We start from the raw sequence: 15,901 nt of genomic DNA, 5'->3' as shown, positions 1-15,901 counted from the left end.
GGCGTGAGATGTATATAAGAGACAGCCGCACCGGTGCAGGTCGTCCCGTTGAGCGCGAAACTGTCCGGTACGGGGTTGCTGCTGTTGTCCCACGAGCCGTTGAAGCCGAAGGTGGCGGTGCCGTTCGTACCGATGCTGGCGTTGTAGCCGGCGTCGCGGGCGCTGACCTCGGAGCCGGTCTGGGTGACGGTGGCGTTCCACGCCTGGCCGACCCGCTGCCCGGCGGTGTACGACCAGGTCAGCGTCCAGCCGTCCACCGGGTCGCCGAGGTTGGTGATGGTGACGTCGGCGCCGAAGCCGCCGCCCCACTGGTTGGTGATCCGGTAGTCGACCCGGCAGCCGCTGGCCGCGGCCGCGGCGGTCACGGCGGTCAGGGTGCCGGTGACGAGGGTGGTGGCCGTGACCGCGGCGAGGAGCGCGGCCCGGCGGGACGGGATGAGGTGCACGGGGTGCCTCCGGAGGAGGTGGGCGCGCGGCGTCGCGGACCACACCGGCTTGCCCTGGGCCGGCGGGACAGGTGCGCCGCACTGACGGTGATGGCAGTGGCACGCGTATCGAATTGATGCCCGTAACTGTTGCTCCGCGCACCGCCGATGCTAGGACACCGCTTTCCCGCCGCACAACCCATCCGTCCGAGCTACCGGATCCGGGATCGGGGCCACGCTCCGAACCGGACCCCTGCTCTGCCGCCCACACCGGCGACAGTCACACTGCGTACACGTGCCACGCGAACCGCCACCTCGCGGTGGCATCCCGCAGCCGCACCGCCGGCGGGGTGGGTCAGCGGTCGACGCCGGCCAGTCGCGGCTCGGCCTCGGCGGGCGCGACAGCGACCGGAACCTCGGCGGCGGGGGCGGGCGCGTCCACCTCGGCCAGGGCGGCGTCGGCGGTGGCGCGGGCCCGGCGGGTACGACGCAGCGCCCGCACCGCGAGGACCAGGGCGAGCAGCCAACCGGCCGCGAGCAGGGCGTAGACCGCCGGGGCGAGCACCGGGCCGGCGTCGCCGACGCGCAGCAGGGTACGGGCATTGGTCAGCACGATCACGCCACCGATGGCAGCACCGAGCAGTTGCGCCGGGACGATCCGGACCAGCCAGGCGGCGATCGGGGCCGCGATGAGACCGCCGATCAGCAGCGCGGCGACGGTAGGCAGCAGGAATCCCTCACTGCCCAGACCGATCAGGAATCCGATGCTGGCGGCGGCGGCGACCATGAACTCGGCGGTGTCGACGGAACCGATCACCTTGCGTGGGGCGAGCCGGCCGGAGACCAGCAGCGCGGGGGTCGCCACCGGCCCCCACCCGCCACCGCCGGTGGCGTCGACGAAGCCGGCGACCAGGCCGAGCGGACCAAGGAACCGGCCGCGCAGCCCACCCGCGCCGGTGCGGGGGCGCAGCGGCCGGGCGAACCGGATCAGCAGGTACGCGCCGAGGACGAAGAGGATGCCGGACATCCACGGGGCGGCGGACTCGGTGGAGATGGCGCTGAGGAAGGTGGCCCCGGCGAAGGCGCCCAGCGCGCCGGGGACGGCGATGCGGGTCACCACCCGCCAGTCGACGTTGCCGAAGCGCCAGTGGGCGACGCCCGCGGCGAGGGTGGTGCCGATCTCGGCCAGATGCACGGAGGCGGAGGCGGCCGCCGGCGCGACCCCGACGAAGAGCAGCAGGGTCGACGAGGTCAGCCCGTACGCCATGCCGAGTGCGCCGTCGACGAGCTGGGCGGCCAGGCCGACCAGGGCGAGGATCAGAAGCTTGCGCACGAGCCCCTCCAGGCTTTTCGGCATCTCCTACCAACTTGGCCGACAATGCGGTACGGAAGGCCCCGGGGTCAACCCCTGTGTCGCGGACTGGGACGCGACCCACGGCGGACGGGTGAGAAACCGCGCGGATCGGGCGGTGGACCGGTCGCGGCAGCGGGCAACGCCTGCGTGTCAGCTCCAGGCGCGCGGGTCGGCGGCCAGCTCGTTGACGCGCCCCGGCAGCTTGCCGGCGGCCACGTCGGCAAGGCTCACCTGCTCCAGGATCGCCCGCTCGCTGGCCCGAAGCGCGATCCAGACGTCCTGCAACGCCTGCGCCGCGCCCTGGTACCCCAACTCCTCCGGGCGCTGGCCACGGACGTGGGCGAGGGGTCCGTCGATCACCCGGATGATCTCGGCGAGGGAGATCTCCGCCGCCGGCCGGGCCAGCCAGTAGCCGCCCTCGGGGCCACGCTGGGCCTGCACGATGCCGCCGCGTCGCAGCTGAAGCAGGATGCTCTCGAGGAACTTCGGCGGAATGTCCTGGGCCCGGGCGATCTGCTCGGCGGTGACCGGCCGGGCCCGCCCGGCGTTCGCGCCGCCGGCGACCGCGGCCAACTCGGCGGACGCGCGGAGGGCGTAGTCGACCCGGGCGGAGAGACGCATGCCGGCAAGATTAGTCGGCGGCCCGACCGGCCGGCCGGTCGGGCCTCGCCCGTCCGATCACTCGCCGACGCGGCGCAGCAGGCCCTCCTGCACGGCGCTGGCGAGGTGCCGACCATCGGTGGTGAACATCCGGCCGGTGGCCAGCCCCCGGGCGCCGGACGCCGACGGGCTCCAGCAGTCGTAGAGGAACCACTCGTCGGCCCGGAACGGCCGGTGGAACCACAGGGCGTGGTCCAGGCTGGCGCCGACCACTCCCCCGGGCCCCCACACCTCGCCGTGTACCGAGAGCACCGAGTCCAGCAGGGTCAGGTCGGAGGCGTACGTCAGGGCGCAGGCGTGCAGCAGCGGATCGTCGGGCAGCTTGCCGTCGATGCGCATCCAGACCCGCTGGTGCGGTTCGGCGGGCCGGTCGCCGGGGCGTACCCAGCCGGGCTCACCCACGTACCGGACGTCGATCGGGCGCGGGATCTTTCCCCAGATGCCGAGCCGTTCCGGGTAGCGGGAGAGCCGGTCGGTCATGGTGGGGACCTGCTCCGGCCCGGGCACCTCGACCGGAACGGGTGCGTGATGGTCCAGCCCCTCCTCCTGCCGCTGGAACGACGCGGACATGAAGAAGATCGGCTTGTCGTGCTGCAGGGCCACCGACCGGCGCACCGAGAAGGACCGCCCGTCGCGAATGTTCTCCACCTGGTACTCGATCGGCTCGGCGGGGTCACCCGGGCGGACGAAGTAGCCGTGCAGCGAGTGCACCAGGCGTTCCGCATCGACGGTACGCCCGGCGGCGACCAGGGCCTGACCGGCGACCTGACCGCCGTACACCCGCTGCGGACCAACCGGAGGGCTCATCCCCCGGAACGTCATCTCACCGGTGTGGTCGAGGTCGAGCACCTCCAACAGCTGGTCGACCGCGGCCTGTCCGGTCAGCGCCGAACCGTCGGTCACCGTACGCTCACTGCAGGGCCCGGGCGGAGGCGGCGTCGACCAACGAGCCGAGTTGGTGCACCCGCAGGGTGTTGGTGGAGCCCGGGGTGCCGGGCGGGCTGCCGGCCACGATCACCACGTACTCGCCCGGGTTGGCCCGGTTGAGGCCGAGCAGGGCCTGGTCGACCTGGCGGAACATGTCGTCGGTGTGCTCGACGAACGGCATCAGGAACGTCTCCACGCCCCAGCAGAGGGCGAGCTGGTTACGCACCTCGGGAACCGGGGTGAAGGCCAGCAGCGGCAGGTCGCAGTGCAGCCGGGAGAGCCGCTTGACGGTGTCGCCGGTCTGCGAGAACGCGACCAGCGCCTTGGCGCCGATGGCCCGGGCGATCGAGGAGGCGGCGACGGTGAGCGCGCCGCCGTGCGTACGCGGGTCGTGCTGGAGCCGGGGCACCCCGATCGAGCCGGCCTCGGTGGTGGTGACGATCTTCGCCATGGTGCTGACGGTGAGCACCGGGTACTTGCCGACGCTGGTCTCGCCGGAGAGCATCACCGCGTCCGCGCCGTCGAGCACGGCGTTGGCCACGTCCGAGGCCTCCGCCCGGGTCGGGCGAGAGTTCTCGATCATGGAGTCGAGCATCTGGGTGGCCACGATGACCGGCTTGGCGTTCTCCCGGCACAGCTGCACGGCACGCTTCTGCACCAGCGGCACCTGGTCCAGCGGAAGCTCCACGCCCAGGTCGCCGCGGGCCACCATGATGCCGTCGAAGGCGAGCACGATCGCCTCCAGGTGGTCCACCGCCTCGGGCTTCTCCACCTTGGCCAGCACCGGGCGGTAGACACCCTCCTCCGCCATGATCGCGTGGACGAGCTTGATGTCCTCGGCCGAGCGGACGAAGGAAAGCGCGATCATGTCGACCCCGAGACCGAGGGCGAAACGCAGGTCTTCGGCGTCCTTCTCGGACATGGCGGGCACGCTGACCGCGACGTTCGGCAGCGAGACACCCTTGTTGTTCGAGACCGGCCCGCCCTCGGTCACCAGGCAACGAATGTCGTTGCCGGTGACGTCGCTGACCTCGACGGCGACCCGCCCGTCGTCGATCAGCAGTCGGTCGCCCGGCTTGACCTCCTGCGGCAGCTTGCGGTAGGTGCAGGAGACCCGGTCCCGGGTGCCGAGGATGTCGTCGCCGGTGATCACCACCGAGTCGCCGGTGCGCCACTCGTGCGGGCCGTCGGCGAACCGGCCGAGGCGGATCTTCGGGCCCTGCAGGTCGGCCAGGACGGCGACGGGACGACCGGCCGCGTCGGCCGCCTCGCGCACCAGGCGGTACACCGCCTCGTGATCTTCGTGGCTGCCATGGCTGAAGTTGAGCCGGGCCACGTTCATGCCCGCCTCGACGAGCCCCCGGATCCGCTCCGGAGACGAGGTGGCGGGGCCAAGGGTGCAGACGATCTTCGCGCGGCGTGTCACGCCCATCAGGCTAGTCTCTCCTCCGGATCGACCTGGGAGCCGACCCCTTGCGGACTGTGGAACGGTTGTCCAACGACGCGCGACCGGGCGGGTGGGCCGGCGGGACGCGGGCCGTGCCGGAGGACGTCGTGAGCGGCGGGCATCGGCGACCGCGCGCCGGGAATCGTACCGCTCGCCGGCACCGAAGGCCCGAGGCGGACCCGCGGACGCCCCGCCGGCGCCGACCCGTAGGCTCAGCTCTCCGTCCTGGCCAGCGGAAACTCCAACGCGCCGGCCGGGCAGAGGAAGGTCAGCACGTCCACCTGGTAGAGCCCGGCCTGCACGGCCGGGTCGGCCTCCATGACGGTGCGGACGTCGTCCACCGAACCGGTGCGGGCCAGGCCGATGCCGATGGGCGGCGCCGGCTCCCGGGCCGGCCCGTCGATCGAACCGGCGACCAGCACCAACCCCTGACGCTGCAACGCCTGCATGTGCGCCAGGTGCTCGGCCTGGAGCCGCTGCACGGTCTCCTGGGGCAGCACCGGCCCGGCCGGCCCCGGATAGAGCACGATGCACTCGTACGTGTCCAGCGCGAAGTCCAGCTGCGGCCTGTCTGTCATGGCGTTCCCTCCCGCGCTGCCGGCGTGCGTACCGCGCCGGCCCCGACTCGGCCCAGCGTCGCACGGCCGAACCGGCCGCAGCGGGCGCTTGCGGCACTTGCCCCGGGTCACGTCCGGTAACCCGACGGGTGGGTGGTTCGTCCCCACACGTCACCCGGCGGACATGGTCGACAAGCATCGGTGCCGGTGGGCTCAGCACGCACAGGCCCGCCCGAGCGCCGAACGGGCGGGTAGCGGTGCCGCAGGCGTCGCCGGTACGAGGGCGGACACGACCAGCGCCCGCGCCGAGGTCGGGTCGATGTCGACCGGCCGGCTGCGTTCGCGGCTCACCCCGTCCTCGGCGGCACTCGTATGCTCACGGCGTGAGCTTCCGCGATGACTTCGAGGACCACGACCTCGACCGCTCGGTGTGGATTCCGCACTACCTGCCGCAGTGGAGCTCTCGTGCCGAAAGCGCGGCGACGTACGCGGTCGGCAGTTCCCACTTGCAGTTGTCGATCCCGCCGGAGCAGGACCTGTTGTGCCCCGTCGAGCATGAGGAGCCACTGCGCGTCTCGGCCATCCAGTCCGGCGTGTTCTCCGGTGAGGTCGGCAGCACAGTGGGCCAGCAGCCGTTCCGCGACGGGCTCCGGGTGCGTGAGGCGCAGCCGACGCAGTGGGGCTGGACGCCCCACCACGGCGTCCTGGAGGTCCGCGCGCGCATGGAGCTGACCGCGCGCTCCATGGCGTCGGTCTGGCTGGTCGGCATTGAGGACGAGCCCCAACGCTCGGGCGAGATCTGCCTCTTCGAGGTGTTCGGCGACGCGATCGACCGGACCGGACCAACGGTGGGCATGGGCATCCACCCGTTCCGTGACCCCGCCCTGCGCGACGACTTCAGCACACCGCGACTACCGATCGACGTGACCGATTTCCACGTCTACGCCGCCGACTGGCGCCCGGGCCGAGTGGACTTCTTCGTTGACGGCCACCACGTGCGCACCGTGGAGCAGGCGCCGGACTACCCCATGCAGATGATGATCGGCGTCTTCGACTTCCCCGCGAAGCCGGCGGCGGCCGCGCACGCCGGCCACGTGCCGTTGTTCGTGCTCGACTACGTCTGCGAGGGCTAGCTGGCAGACCGCTGAACAAGGCGCGTGAAGGTTCGGACCGTCTGCCACGCAGCCGCCGGCCGGGCATCGGTGTCGCGGCTACCGCACAGACCGAGCACAGGTCAGTGCCGGATCACCACGAGCGTCGGCGCCCGCTCGGCGACCACCTTCGCGGCGCGGGCCAATCTGTGTGGATCCACCGCGCCGAACGTCTCGTCCAGAATCAGCACGTCAGCCCCCTGCAACAGCGCCCTGCCGAGGAAAACCAGGCTGCGTTCCCCGTGCGACAGCCGCCAGCCGGTCTCCCCGACGATCTGCGCCAAACCGGCGGGCATCCGGTCGAGAAGCTCGCCAAGGCCCAGCGCCCGGCACACCTCGTCGGCGTGGCGCAGGTCGTCCTGCTCGGGCGGCCAACGCCGACCGAGCAGGAGGTTCATCGCCAATGTGCCCAGCAGGAGATGGTTCTGCTCGGCCTGCGGCACCGCGAGCACCCGACGTTGCCACGTGGCCGCGCCAACAACCTCACGCTCGACGCCGTGCAGGCGCAACTCGCCTCCGGTCGGCACGTACCGGCCCGACAGAACGGCCGCCAGCGTGGATTTGCCGCTGCCCGACGGGCCCTGGATGAGCACCCGTTCGCCGGTGCCGACACGCAGATACACATCGCGCAACGCAACCCGGTCGCGGCCCGGGTAGCGGTAGCCGATCGCCCGCGCCTCGATCACCGCGCTGTCGGTCGCCACGGCCGGCGTCGGGTGGTCCGCCGGAGTGTTCCCCGCGCGGCGAACGCCACGGTCGGGAAGCAGCGGGCGCAGCTGCGCCCAGGCGCACCACGCGTCCACCATGCCGGCCAACCCCACCTCCAGTCGCGTCAACGCGCCGAACCCGACGAGCACCCCGACCGCACCGGCCGCCACCGAGGCCGGGGATGCCTGCGCGTTCGCGACGCCCGCGAGCAGCACCACACCCGCCAACGCCCAACCGCGCGGGACCACCACGGTCAGCGCGGCGAGCCAGCGGTCACTGCGACGGCCCAGTTCGTCGTAGGCCGTCAGCGCGGCTTCCTCACCGTCATGGCGCGACTCGGGTCGCTGCTGCACCGCCCGGGTGCGGTGCCCGGCCATCTTCTCCGCGAGATCGTTGCCGAGCCGCATCCGAGCTGCGGCCCAGCGACCACGGTGACGGACATAGCGGTGGGTGGCGAAGGCGGCGACGGCCAGCCATGCCGCCAGCGCGCCCGGGGCTACCGGGCCGAGAGCCTCCGCCAGCAGGAGCATGGCCAGCCCGAGTTCCAGGCTGGCGGCAACGCCGCCGAGTGCGCCGCCCACGGCCAGGTCCTCGATACCTTCTGCCTCCAGGGCCCGCCCGAGCAGGTGGCCGGTGCCCTCGCGGCGCACTCCGGCGAGGTCGAGCTCCAGCGCCCCGTGCAGCAACCGGCGGCGCAGTCGGCCACCGGCCTCCACCACCAGACCGGCCTGCAACCGGATGCCGACGGCTCTGGCCAATGCGCTGCCCGCCATGAGCGCGGCCCAGTTGGCGAGTGTCCCACCCGTGACCGTCCCGGCGAATGCGGCGTGCCCGAGCACGAGCCAGGACCCGAGGAACAGCGAGTACTGTGCCAGGTGCGCGGCCAGGAACGCGGCGAGCAGGGCGCAGACGCGCTTCATCGGGGCGATCCCGACCGGTCCATGATCGTCACGGTGCCCCGAGACACCCGTACGTGCGTCCACGCGGGACCGGTGAGTTGGGCTTCGGCTCCCTCCGCCGCGTCGAGCAGTCCCCGATAGGTCGATTCCGGCTTCTGCGCCAGCACGGCCGGGTCACCGTCCTCGACGATCTGTCCGTCGTCGACCACGAGCACGCGGGGAAAATCGAGCGTGTCGGTCACGTCGTGGGTGATGAAGATCATGGTCGCGCCCGGCCACCAGGTACGCGCCCGCGGCAGCAGTCGGCCGCGTTGGCCGCGGTCGAGCCCTCGGAACGGCTCGTCCAGGATGGCCAACCGGACTCCCCGCCGCAAGCGGGCCCGACCGAGCCGGACACGCTGCGCTTCGCCGCCGGAGAGCAGGCCGCCGCCTTCGCCCAGCGGTTCGGCCAGACCAGCGCCGAGCGTCTCGACGACCGGCCCAAGTTCGACGTCGGCCAGCACGTCGTCCGACAGCAGCGCCCCGGGTGGCGTGTCCGGGCAGGCCGAGCCGTAGGTGAGGTTCGCCGCCAGCGAGGTGTTCCAGACGGTCACCTCGGGATCCACCCAGGCGGTTGCCGCCCGCAGCCGGGCCATCGCGGAGGCGTCCAGCGGCGCGCCGTCGACGCGTACCTCGCCCTGTGCGGGGGTGTGCCAACCAAGGAGCAGGCCGACCAGTGTCGACTTGCCTGAGCCCGAGCGGCCGACCACGGCTACCTGACTGCCCGCCGGCACGGTCAGCTCGTCCACGGCGAGAACGGGTTGGCCACCCGCCACCACGCGTACCCCCGTCAGCCGCACCTCGACCCCCGAACCGTCCGCCGGCCTGGTCACCGGAGCGCGGAGGGGACCGGTCGTGGATTCCACCGTGGTCGCGAAGGGTTCGATGAGCCGCAGAGTCACGCTGCGGTAAGCCGGATAGCGACGGGCGAGCACGCCCAACTGCTGCCCGACAGCGGGCAACGCCACGGCCCAGTACGCCAGCAGCAGATAGTCGGCGGGGTCGCTGACCCGCCCCGCCGCGCCGGCGAGCAGCCACGCCACGAACGCGATGCCGATACCGGCCTGGGCAAGCTCCGCGGTGACCGCCGTACGGTGGACTGCTCGTACCGCGGCCGCCCACGGCCCGAGCAGCCGGTCGTGTTCCCGCTCCACCACGGACTCGGCGCGGTGCGACCGGATGGCCACCAGGCCCACGAGAGCATCGAGGTAGAACCGGGCGACCACGCCGACGTGGCTGCGCAGCCGCAACTCCCGCTCGGCCTGTGCCGGCAGCAGCAGGAGACCGACGCCGGTGGCCACCGTCGCGGCCAACGCGGCGGGCACCGCGCTGCGGGCGTCGATCAGCCCGATAACCACCGGAAGCAGCGCCAGATAGACGCCCAGCCGAACGGCCTCCACCGTCTGGTTGGGCAGCTCCCGCAGGCGGTGCATTCGGTGAGCGCGCTCGGCGAGATCCGACAGCGGACGGCTGCGCAGATAGCGGTCGGGCAGGGTGGGCAGCAGACGCATCAGCCCGGCCCGCAGGTTGCGCTCCAATCGCCGACCGACGGCCATGGCCTGGGTCACCAGAAACCCGTCGAGAGCCAGCAGGACAGCACCCAGGCCGACCAGCAGCGGGATCAGCCCGGCCGGGTCGGCGTCGTCGCCGAGCAGCGCCCGGAACGCGACGGCCTCGGTCAGCACTGCGACGGCGGCGAGCGCCGCGCCGGTCGACAGCCCGGCGAGACGCCATCGGCCGATCTCGCGCAGCCGCTGGCGCAGAAATCGGACCGGCGCCGGGTCGGTGTGGCTCAGCGCGGCCGCCAGATCGGGTGGCAGCGAGTCGGCGGAAGGCTGGTCGGCAGCGACGCCAAGAGCCCGCACCAGCACCGCACCGCGGATCGTGACGTGATCGTCCTCGGCGGCCCGCGCGAACCAGTGCTCATCGGCGATGGACCTGGGCGATGCGACGAGCCGGCGCACCTTCGCCGCGGCGGCTCGGCGGGGCAGCGCGGCGCCGCGTACCTCCACGGTCACCTGCCGGACAGCGGCGTCGAGCGCGGCGAACCCCAGCCATCCGTCCACGGCCTTGGCGGCCGAGATCATCGCGTCCGCGTCGGCCGGCGCGATGCCCAGCCAGGCCAGTGCGCAGCGCAGCGGGCCGGACATCGCGTCGGAGCGTGCCCACCGATTGAAGGCGGCGGCCGGAATCGTCATCTCGTGGACGTACACGTCGGCGAGGAAACGCTCGGCGTGCACCCACCGTCGTCCGACAGCCGGGTCCATCACCTGCAGCAACCGACCGTGCCGCCGCCACACCACCACGAAGTGGGTCGAGCCGCCCGGTTGCCGGGTGACGACGATCGCCGGCAGCGCCTCCGCCTGCTCCGACAGCAGATGCTCCACCGGCATCATCACCTGCTGTACGTCCAGGCCCAACAGCTGCGCGGCGTCCTGCATGGCGTCGATGGATGTGCCGTCCACATCGGTGGCGCAGGCGTCGCGCAGCCGGGCATAGCTGGCCCGGATGCCGAAGCCACGCAGCAGGCCGGTCAACGTCGCCGGACCGCAGTCCATCGCCGAGGTCTGCACCACTTCCGGCGCGAACAGGCGACGCCTCATCTCCATCACCCTTCCCGGGCGGCCGCGGCGAAGGTGGCGAGATTCGTCGTGGCGGTTACCAACGCCGGATGGTCGGGCGCGACGGTCGCGGCCAGCACCGCGCGCGCCCGGCCGGCGAGTTCCGCGGCGCGGGCCAGGTCGCCCCGATCGGCCACGAGCACCGCCAGGTTGTTCAGGGTGAGGCCGACCTCCGGATGGCGTGGACCCAGCACCCGCAGCTTGCCGGTCAGTGCCCGCTCATAGAGCGCTTCCGCCTCGTCGGGATAGCCGAGCCCCGCCCGCACCGCGGCCAGGTTGTGCAGGTTGACGACCACGTCATAGTTTTCGGGGCCGCGGCGGTCGGTGAAGTAGGACACCGCCCGGCGCAGCAGTGGTTCGGCCTCGGCCAGCTTGCCCTGAGCCTGCAGTAACACGGCGAGATGCGCCTCGTCGGCCACCACTGCGGGGTGGTCGTCGGGAAAGGCCCGCCGGTGCAGCGTCAACGACCGGCGCGCGTGCGTTTCGCCCTCGACGAACCGGCCCCGGCTGTGTGCCAGCCCGGCCAAGTTGTGGCACACGCCGGCCAACTGCGGCGCGTCCGGGCCGAACGCGGCGACCAACGCGGCCTGAGCCCGCAGGTAGAAGGACTCGGCCTCGTCGAAGTGGCCCGCGAACTTGCCCAGGACGCCGAGCTCGTTCCAGATCGGAACAAGATCGACTTCGGCGCGACCGGGTGCCGCCTCGGCCAGGTCCAGGGCTACCCGCAGTTCGTCTCTCGCCTCCGGGTAGCGACCCTGCCAGCGCAGGTTGGCACCCAACCCGAGCCGGGCCTGGACCGCCAGCCACAGCAGGACGCCGTGCCCGCAGGGCAACGCCGCCATGATGGCGACGGCGCGGCGGTGGTCCGCCTCGGCGGCGGCATGTGCACCGAGTTCGTCCTTGGCGCCACCGAGCAGGCTCAGCACGTTGGCCACGTCGGGATGGGCCGAGCCGGCGTGCGTCTCGAACAGGTCGAGGGCACGCCGGCACAGCGCCACGGCTTGCGGATAGCGGTGAGCGTCCCGGGCCGACAGCGCCTCCCGATGGAGTGCGACGGCCAGCTCCACCGGGTCGTACGTCGTGGTCACCGTCGGATCCCTCTCGTCGCCCGTCGTCAGGTCACCCAGCCGCGCCAGCCGGTGCGGCTGGCTCAGGCGCGCGACCCGCCGGCCTCTGCCAGGGCCTGGCTGTGGTTCGCCCCGATGGGCACCACACCGGCCCGCACCTCACTACGCACCACGAGCGCCTCACTGTGGTTCACCCCGATGGGCGCCACACCGGCCCGCACCTCACTACGCACCACGAGCGCCTCACTGTGGTTCATCGACAGTCGACCCGCCCGCACCTGGCTGCGCACCGCCAACGTCTCCTTGCGGTCGCCCGCAGGAGCCTCGCCGGTCGCCGGGGTACGCACGGTCACCGCCTCGCTGTGGTTGAAGCGCACGCCGCCGGCGGTCACCTGGGTACGCACCACCAACGCCGCGCTGTGGTTCTCCGACTGGCCGCCAGCCCGCGTGTCGGTACGGTCGGCGCGCGGGCCGGCGGGGTAGCTCGTCTGCATGTCTTTCCCTTCGATCGTCGATGTCGCGGCGAGCGGACGCCCAGCCGTCGGACACATCGGTTCCTGACCTGTTGCGGCTCTGGGTGTGCCCCAGAGCGTGAGACGACCGTACGACCGCGTGCCGTGCCCCAGCGGACCACTCACCGGGCAGAACCGGGGTACCAGTTGGACGGCCGCTATCCCGCCTGACCGACGCTCGTCTCGGCGAGCACCCGCGCCATGGCGGTGCGGTTACGCACACCGAGCTTGCGATAGACGCTGCTCAGATGGGTCTCGACCGTCTTCGGCGTGACGTGCAGATCCTGGGCGATCTCGTGATTGGCACGGCCCGCGGCGGCCAGTCGCGCCACCCGCCACTCTCCGGGCGTCAGCCGCGCGTGCGCCGGGGCGAGCACCTGCTCACCGATGTCGGTGAGCGCCTCCCGAGCCTGCCGCGCCAACTCGTCGGCGCCACACTCCCGCGCCAACTGCAGGGCCTCGCCGAGCGCGGTTCGCGCGGCTTTCGGGTGCCGCAGGCGGATCGCCGCGCCGAACGCGTGCAGCGCGGTGGCCAGTTCCAGCCGGGCAGGGGTGCCCCGCACCACCCGTACCGCCTCCTCCAGCAGGTCCGCCGTGGACCGGTCACCGGTCACCGTGGCCACGGCCCGCAGTGCCCGGCTCAGCGCCCGCGGTGCTCCCCAGCGACGTGCCAGGTCGAGTTCCTCGACAGCGAGCGCCCGGGCCGCGTCCCGCTGGTCCAACGCGTGCCGCCCCAGTGCCGCCACCGACCGCCAGGGCCAGATCGCGGGGTTCAACCAACCGTCGCCGGTCAGCCGCCGACCAGCCTCCTCGGCGCGCCGCGCGGCCGCCTCCGGTCGCCCCTCGGCCAGGTCGAGGCGGGCTTGGACCAGTGCCATCTTGAGCTGTTGCGCGGGCACCGGCTGGCCCTGGGCGATCGCCCACCGTATCGCCCGTGCCGCGGCGTCGCGCTGGCCCCGGGCAAGCTGCACCTCCGCCCGGATGACCCCGGCGTAGGCCCGGCTCAGTGTGGCCAGTGGGGTCGAGGTGAACGCCATCGCGGTCCGCGTGTCCTCGTCCGCATCGGCCAGGTGCCCGTGGCTCAGCAGGGCGTAGGCGCGGAACGCGGCGGCCAGCCCGGCCGCGTGCGTCGAGCCCTCCTCGTGGGCCGCGAACCACGCCCGGTCCAGTTCGGACAGCACGTCGTCGTGATCGGCGTCGACCAACGTCCCGTAGGCCAGCACCGGCGAAGCGGCGCCCGGGTCGGGGGCACCGCCGGCTCGGGGACGCAAGGCCCGCAGCGCGGCGGCGACCGCCGTGGCCCGGTCCACGTCGATGGCGGCGGCCCAGAAAGCGGTCAGGGCGTCCAGGCGGTATCGGACATCGGCGCTCAGCCGGGGTGCCGCCCGCAGCACGGCCAGATGGGGCGAACCGGTGTGCCGTAGGTCCAGGTCGGCGGCCGCGGCCGCCAGGATCACCGTACGCAGCCGGTGGTCCAGATCTGTGTGCTCGCCGTTCAGGTCCGACAGCATGCGCTCCAGCAGCGCGATCGCTTCGGCGTTGCGGCACGCCAGGAACGTCGCCCGGCCGAGCAGTTCGGTGACCTGGGCACGTTCGACGATGTCCTCGGCGAGGGCGGCGGCCCGCCGCAGGTAACTGATCGACGTCTGCCAGTTCACCCCCTGTGCCACCGTGCCGGCGAGCCGGATGAGGTTCGTGGTGGTCCGCTGGTCCGGCGGAGGCTCCTGGATGGCCCGCTCCAGGAACGCCAGGGCGGAGCGGGGAGACGCCCGGTTGGCCGCATCGCCGGCGGCGTCGAGCAGTGTCCTGACCACCCAACTGTCGGCGGCGGGCAGGGTCGCCAGCAGATGAGTGGCCGCCAGGGCGACCGGCTGCCCGTCAGCGACCAGCAGATCCGCCGCGCGCCGGTGCAGCCGACTGCGGGTCACGGGGCCGATGCCGGCATAGACCGCGTCACGGATCAACACGTGCCGGAACGCGACCCGGGTGCCGGTGCGCAGGATGCCCGCGGCGACCAGTTCCCCGCGTAGCTCGTCCAACCGCCCACCCGCCTCGGTCAGACCGCTGACGATGTGCGGGGCGGCCTCCTCGCCCAGCACCGCGCAGGCCTCGGCGAACCGGACAGCGGCCGGGGTCAGGTTCGCCAGCACGGCGGGCATCCGTTGGGCGAGCGCCGCCCCGCCCAGGGCACGCAGCGCCGGCTCGTCCCCGTCGGCCGCGGCACCCCCCGCCGCGCGCGCGGCGGTGGCCAGTTCCCGTACCAGCAGGGGGTTGCCGCCGGTGAGGCGGTGGCAGGCGGAGACCAGCTCGGCGCTGGCCGCCGCGGTGACAGACTCGACCAGCCGCGCCGTGCCGGCCGGACTCAGCGGCGCCAGGCGCATCAGGGCCGCCGCCGGCTCCGCGGCCAGCTCGTCCCACTGGCCCGCGTCGGCGCTGGGCCGTCCGGCGACGACGATCGCCAGCGGCAGCTCGGCGGCCCGCGGCATCAGGTAGCGAAGGAACCGCAGCGATGCGTCGTCCACCCAGTGCGCGTCGTCGACGACGAGAGCCACCGGTCCGCGACCGGTCAGGTTCACCAGCAGCCAATAGAGCGCGTACGACACAGCGAGGTCACCAGGTGCCGGCCCGGTGGGATCCACGTCCAGCAGCGCGGGCACCCGGTGGGCCGGCCCCCGCAGGAGACGGACCCGGTCCGCTGTCGGCGCGGTGAACAGGACCGGCTCCACCAGCTGACGGACCACCCCGTAGCCGAACTCCTGCTCCAGTTGGCTGCCGCGGGCACTGAGCACCCGCAGGCCCGTCGCGGCGGCGACCCGGCGGGCGGCCTCCATGAGGGTGCTCTTTCCGATACCGGCCGGGCCCTCGACCAGGACCGCCGCTCCGCGGCCGGCGGCTGCGGTCGTGAACGCCTGGCCCAGGAGCGCCAGTTCGGCTTCTCGCTCCAACAGGGATGCGTCGGCGGCCACCCCCGGAGTCTGCCAGTCGACGGCCGCTCCGGGAGGCCCCGATGACGCGCCGGCCTCAGGGAAAACCCCAGGAGTGGTTGTCGGCTTGGTGACACCGCCTGGCGATGACGCCCGGGCGGCACCGCCCCGGCAGCCGCGGTCGCGCCGCTGACCTGCGTCGACGGGTGAGTTACCCGGGTCACAAGCACTTTGGGGTCATACCCCGAGGCCGGCAGCGGGGCCTCGACCGAGCCTTGGGGTGGCGGGCTGGTCGACCGTGGCGGGTCGGGGCAGCCGCCGAGACTATGGGGGGAAACATGCGCGTGGTCGATCAACTCACCGTCCACATCAACCTGCGCCGCGAACACGCGGAGCACCTACCGCAACAACTGGTGACCCAACTGGCCCGTGCCATCCACGCAGGCCAGCTCGCTCACGCGACGCGGCTGCCGTCGACCAGGGACCTGGCCCGGCTGCTGGGCGTCTCCCGCGGCGTGGTGATCTCCGCCTACGAGCTACTACTGGCCAAGGGCCTGGTAGAGAGCAGACCCGGATCGGGCACCTACGTCCGGCAGGTACACACCGACCC

The 15,901-nt window shown here is 72.8% G+C and carries 13 protein-coding genes; 2 read left to right on the top strand and 11 right to left on the bottom strand.

Going from position 1 to position 15,901, the window contains the following annotated elements:
- From E1182_RS22090 to E1182_RS22065, 6 genes are all read right to left on the bottom strand, one after another.
- A partial coding sequence (locus tag E1182_RS22090) for a cellulose-binding domain-containing protein (protein ID WP_207921478.1) occupies window positions 1-446 on the bottom strand: 446 nt, incomplete at its 3' end.
- Between the two features lie 334 nt (window positions 447-780).
- A complete protein-coding gene (locus tag E1182_RS22085; RefSeq protein ID WP_132268429.1) occupies window positions 781-1,758 on the bottom strand; it encodes a sulfite exporter TauE/SafE family protein in 978 nt (325 codons plus the stop codon).
- A 171-nt stretch (window positions 1,759-1,929) separates the two neighbouring features.
- A complete protein-coding gene (locus E1182_RS22080; protein ID WP_132268426.1) occupies window positions 1,930-2,400 on the bottom strand; it encodes an Rrf2 family transcriptional regulator in 471 nt (156 codons plus the stop codon).
- A gap of 57 nt (window positions 2,401-2,457) precedes the next feature.
- Window positions 2,458-3,342 (bottom strand): acyl-CoA thioesterase II, encoded by an 885-nt coding sequence (locus tag E1182_RS22075; RefSeq protein ID WP_132268424.1) that lies wholly within the window; start codon window positions 3,340-3,342, stop codon window positions 2,458-2,460.
- A gap of 7 nt (window positions 3,343-3,349) precedes the next feature.
- Window positions 3,350-4,798 (bottom strand): pyruvate kinase, encoded by a 1,449-nt coding sequence (gene pyk, locus E1182_RS22070; protein WP_132268422.1) that lies wholly within the window; start codon window positions 4,796-4,798, stop codon window positions 3,350-3,352.
- Window positions 4,799-5,025: 227 nt separating this feature from the next.
- The gene (locus E1182_RS22065) at window positions 5,026-5,391 is read right to left on the bottom strand and encodes a YciI family protein (RefSeq protein WP_132268420.1); all 366 of its coding nucleotides are present in this window, start codon (window positions 5,389-5,391) and stop codon (window positions 5,026-5,028) included.
- Window positions 5,392-5,753: 362 nt separating this feature from the next.
- Here E1182_RS22065 and E1182_RS22060 point away from each other — a divergent pair, with 362 nt between their 5' ends.
- Window positions 5,754-6,503 carry a glycoside hydrolase family 16 protein gene (locus E1182_RS22060; protein ID WP_132268418.1) on the top strand — a complete coding sequence of 250 codons (750 nt, stop codon included), beginning with the start codon at window positions 5,754-5,756 and terminating at the stop codon, window positions 6,501-6,503.
- A gap of 101 nt (window positions 6,504-6,604) precedes the next feature.
- Here the strand turns inward: E1182_RS22060 and E1182_RS22055 are convergent, their stop codons facing one another.
- The 5 genes from E1182_RS22055 to E1182_RS22035 all read right to left on the bottom strand — a co-directional run bounded on the left by E1182_RS22055 (window position 6,605) and on the right by E1182_RS22035 (window position 15,333).
- Window positions 6,605-8,149: an ABC transporter ATP-binding protein gene (locus E1182_RS22055; protein WP_132268416.1), complete on the bottom strand. Its 1,545-nt coding sequence runs from the start codon at window positions 8,147-8,149 to the stop codon at window positions 6,605-6,607.
- Window positions 8,146-10,770, bottom strand: a complete 2,625-nt coding sequence (locus tag E1182_RS22050) for a cysteine peptidase family C39 domain-containing protein (RefSeq protein ID WP_165942686.1) — start codon at window positions 10,768-10,770, stop codon at window positions 8,146-8,148. The genes E1182_RS22055 and E1182_RS22050 overlap by 4 nt, the downstream gene beginning before the upstream one ends.
- Window positions 10,771-10,775: 5 nt before the next feature.
- Window positions 10,776-11,876: a tetratricopeptide repeat protein gene (locus E1182_RS22045; RefSeq protein WP_132268410.1), complete on the bottom strand. Its 1,101-nt coding sequence runs from the start codon at window positions 11,874-11,876 to the stop codon at window positions 10,776-10,778.
- Between the two features lie 62 nt (window positions 11,877-11,938).
- Window positions 11,939-12,349 (bottom strand): hypothetical protein, encoded by a 411-nt coding sequence (locus tag E1182_RS22040; RefSeq protein WP_132268408.1) that lies wholly within the window; start codon window positions 12,347-12,349, stop codon window positions 11,939-11,941.
- A 176-nt stretch (window positions 12,350-12,525) separates the two neighbouring features.
- A complete protein-coding gene (locus E1182_RS22035; RefSeq protein WP_132268406.1) occupies window positions 12,526-15,333 on the bottom strand; it encodes an AAA family ATPase in 2,808 nt (935 codons plus the stop codon).
- 296 nt (window positions 15,334-15,629) lie between these two features.
- On the opposite strand from E1182_RS22035, the gene E1182_RS22030 reads away from it, so the two are divergent.
- Window positions 15,630-15,901 (top strand): GntR family transcriptional regulator (locus E1182_RS22030; RefSeq protein ID WP_132268404.1); only part of this gene is annotated, 272 nt, incomplete at its 3' end.

The sequence above is a fragment of the Micromonospora sp. KC721 genome (assembly GCF_004348355.1).
Classification (GTDB): Bacteria; Actinomycetota; Actinomycetes; order Mycobacteriales; family Micromonosporaceae; genus Micromonospora.
Note: the sequence above shows the minus strand (reverse complement) of the source record. Positions and strands in the feature narration are given on the sequence as shown.

Excerpts from the sequence above, each read along its gene's own strand:
- E1182_RS22080 (WP_132268426.1), bottom strand. The coding sequence starts at position 2,400 with ATGCGTCTCTCCGCCCGGGTCGACTACGCCCTCCGCGCGTCCGCCGAG.
- pyk (WP_132268422.1), bottom strand. The coding sequence starts at position 4,798 with ATGGGCGTGACACGCCGCGCGAAGATCGTCTGCACCCTTGGCCCCGCC.
- E1182_RS22065 (WP_132268420.1), bottom strand. The coding sequence starts at position 5,391 with ATGACAGACAGGCCGCAGCTGGACTTCGCGCTGGACACGTACGAGTGC.
- E1182_RS22055 (WP_132268416.1), bottom strand. The coding sequence starts at position 8,149 with ATGAAGCGCGTCTGCGCCCTGCTCGCCGCGTTCCTGGCCGCGCACCTG.
- E1182_RS22050 (WP_165942686.1), bottom strand. The coding sequence starts at position 10,770 with ATGAGGCGTCGCCTGTTCGCGCCGGAAGTGGTGCAGACCTCGGCGATG.
- E1182_RS22040 (WP_132268408.1), bottom strand. The coding sequence starts at position 12,349 with ATGCAGACGAGCTACCCCGCCGGCCCGCGCGCCGACCGTACCGACACG.